Annotated in this window: 3 protein-coding genes; 2 read left to right on the forward strand and 1 reads right to left on the reverse strand. The window is 29.0% G+C overall.

Going from position 1 to position 2642, the window contains the following annotated elements:
* Both ACT8VG_RS09835 and ACT8VG_RS09840 read left to right on the forward strand, forming a co-directional pair.
* On the forward strand, positions 1-1458 hold a 1458-nt coding region (locus ACT8VG_RS09835; RefSeq protein ID WP_444195757.1), incomplete at its 5' end, for a hypothetical protein.
* On the forward strand, positions 1459-2082 hold the full coding sequence (locus ACT8VG_RS09840; RefSeq protein WP_432269890.1) for an ATP-binding cassette domain-containing protein: 624 nt from the start codon (positions 1459-1461) through the stop codon (positions 2080-2082).
* Between the two features lie 76 nt (positions 2083-2158).
* On the opposite strand, the gene ACT8VG_RS09845 is transcribed toward ACT8VG_RS09840, so the two are convergent.
* Positions 2159-2642, reverse strand: a 484-nt coding sequence (locus tag ACT8VG_RS09845; RefSeq protein WP_444195758.1) for an ATP-binding protein, incomplete at its 5' end; no start/stop codon positions are given.

The raw sequence follows: 2642 nt of genomic DNA on the forward strand, positions 1-2642 counted from the left end.
ATCATTTGTTTAGCTGCTTTCTATTTCATTCTTGTGTTAGTGATTATTTATGACTTACTGCAGAATTATAAACTTTTCAGCATCAAGAGACTTGAAGGATATCGTTTATTTTCTATTGGGTATGATTATATATGTCCAATTATACAATCACAATTTCTTATTACTTTCATAGGATTCTTTGTCCTTACATTACTAATATGCAGGCATATAAATCAATCTGTCATTCATTTTTTAATTGATCATTTCTTGATTCTATTCTTATTTCTATCACTCACTTTGATTATATGTGTTCTTATGATCAATCACTTTAAAGATGTGAAAGCGATAGACTTCCTCAAAAACAAAGGTCCATCTAAAACAATCATTTATTTCAATCAAATAGTTTTATTCATGATTGTTTTAGTTATTCTATTTCTCTCATGTATTGGAATAGAGACTGGTTATTCGCTATTAAGTAGAATGAATAATCATAATGAGTGGAACACAATGAAACATTATTCTATCTTGAGTGAAGTCTCCAATGTAGAGAATAGTGACTTGTTTACTAGTCAGAATTTTTTAAACAAACAAAAAGAACTTTATCAAGAATTCAATCATCTTGGTAGTCTCTATGCAGACTTTAATGAATTTGATAAAGAAACATATACAAATACAAGTATGGCCTATGTCAATACAAACTATCTAAAGAAACAAGTGATTCAAGATATACATGGCCATACTATTCACATCAGTGAAGATGAAAAGAAAAGAGTAGTCTTAGCACCTCAAAACTATTCAAAAAAGAAGATATATAAGATGACTCAGGCTATGTTTGATACACCGCATGGTATTAAGATTATCTATTATAAAGACAATCAGAAATTCTTTACTTATAACTCTTTAATCGTATCTGATTATTCAAATAGTATTACAAATCCTGTTGTACAGGTTCTTACAAATGAAAATGGATTACCTGAAGATTATGATGTCATTCTAGGATATAAATATAATCCTTATAAGATCAAAGGCTCTCAAGAGAGAATTCAGTCCATTTTAAAGAAATATAGTTTAAATCAATATGCTTCTAAAATCATTACCGCATATGATGAAATGTCTCTTTTAAATCATCAAGAACAAACACTCTTTATTGCGGTTATTATGATTTCTGTCGCATTAGTCAGTTTAATGATATTAATGATTTACCAGAATATTCATATATTCATCCAGTATCATGCATCACTTCTTGCGATAGAGACAATGGAAGGTTATACACCTCTTAGCAAGTATTTCTATTTTGTGAAATCAACAGTTGTTTTATTTATATCTACATTCTCAATTTCTTTATTATGTCATTCTTATTTCATCTACACTCTTATTATTCATCTGATTCTTATGACTCTATGGGGTATGACTTATTTACTTTCCATAAAGAAGTTTGAGAGAAAGAATATCATTCATCTATTGAAAGGAACTTTTTAAATGATTGAATTAAAAAACATAACGAAACATTATGATACAAAAACAATCTTTGATCATTATAATCTCACTATAGAAGAAAATGAACTTGTCGCAATTGTAGGAAATAGCGGTTCTGGTAAATCTACATTACTTAATATCATGGGGTTATTGGAAGAGGTAGACGATGGAGAAATTATCATTAATCATCATTCAATTTCAAATAAGAAAGATGCATTATTACTTATGAGATATGATATAGGCTATATGTTTCAAAACAATGCACTAATAGATGATTATACCGTCAAAGAGAATCTTGATATTGTATTGAAGTATTCAAAACTCAATAAGAAAGAAAAATTGAATGCAGTAAAACAAGCACTCACTACTGTTGGGCTAGAAGGATATGAGAATAGAAAAATATATTCTTTATCTGGTGGAGAAGCTCAGCGTATCGCATTTTGTAAGTTGCTTCTTAAAAAGCCAAAGATTGTGTTATGTGATGAACCAACTGGTTCACTTGATGAAACAAATACAAAAATGATGATGAATCTATTATTGGAATATCATCATAATGGTGCCACTGTAGTGATTGTGACTCATAATCTAGATGTTGCGAAGCTTTGTGAGAGAGTTATTCATATTTAATCAGTAATAGGCAATATAGTACTTTTTCTATATTGTCTTTTTACATGCACAAAAAAATGAGTCTCTCAACTCATTTCTAATACTCTTTACTTAATAAGAAATCCACTATGTTCATTGTTTTTATTCCTTCATAGTTACCACCCGCAAAATTATCTGCCATCACAACATACTTAGGATAATTATCTCTGATTTCTAAAAGCTGTTCATATTCCCTTTTCTGTGTTTTTTCAGACTTTATTTCCTGTGTTACCTGAACATAGATTTTTTCATTTTGTTTTGTTGCAACAAAATCAATCTCTTTATCTTTTATCTTACCAATATAAACATCATAGCCTCTTCTTTTAAGTTCTAGATATACAATATTTTCTAAAGATGCTGCGATACTATCTACAGTATAACCTAATACAGAATAACGCAAAGAAACATCCGCAAGATAGAATTTCTCCTGTGTTTTTAATATATCTTTTCCCTGCAAATCATATCGAGAACACTTATGAAGAATATAGGCTTTCTGTAATTTCTCTAAATAGCTATAAACTGTTTCATTGTCAATCTTTCTC

It is taken from the genome of Catenibacterium sp. (assembly GCF_052354645.1).
Lineage (GTDB): Bacteria > Bacillota_I > Bacilli_A > Erysipelotrichales > Coprobacillaceae > Catenibacterium > Catenibacterium mitsuoka_A.

Coding starts and splice junctions, on each gene's coding strand:
- ACT8VG_RS09840 (WP_432269890.1), top strand. CDS start 1,459: ATGATTGAATTAAAAAACATAACGAAACATTATGATACAAAAACAATC.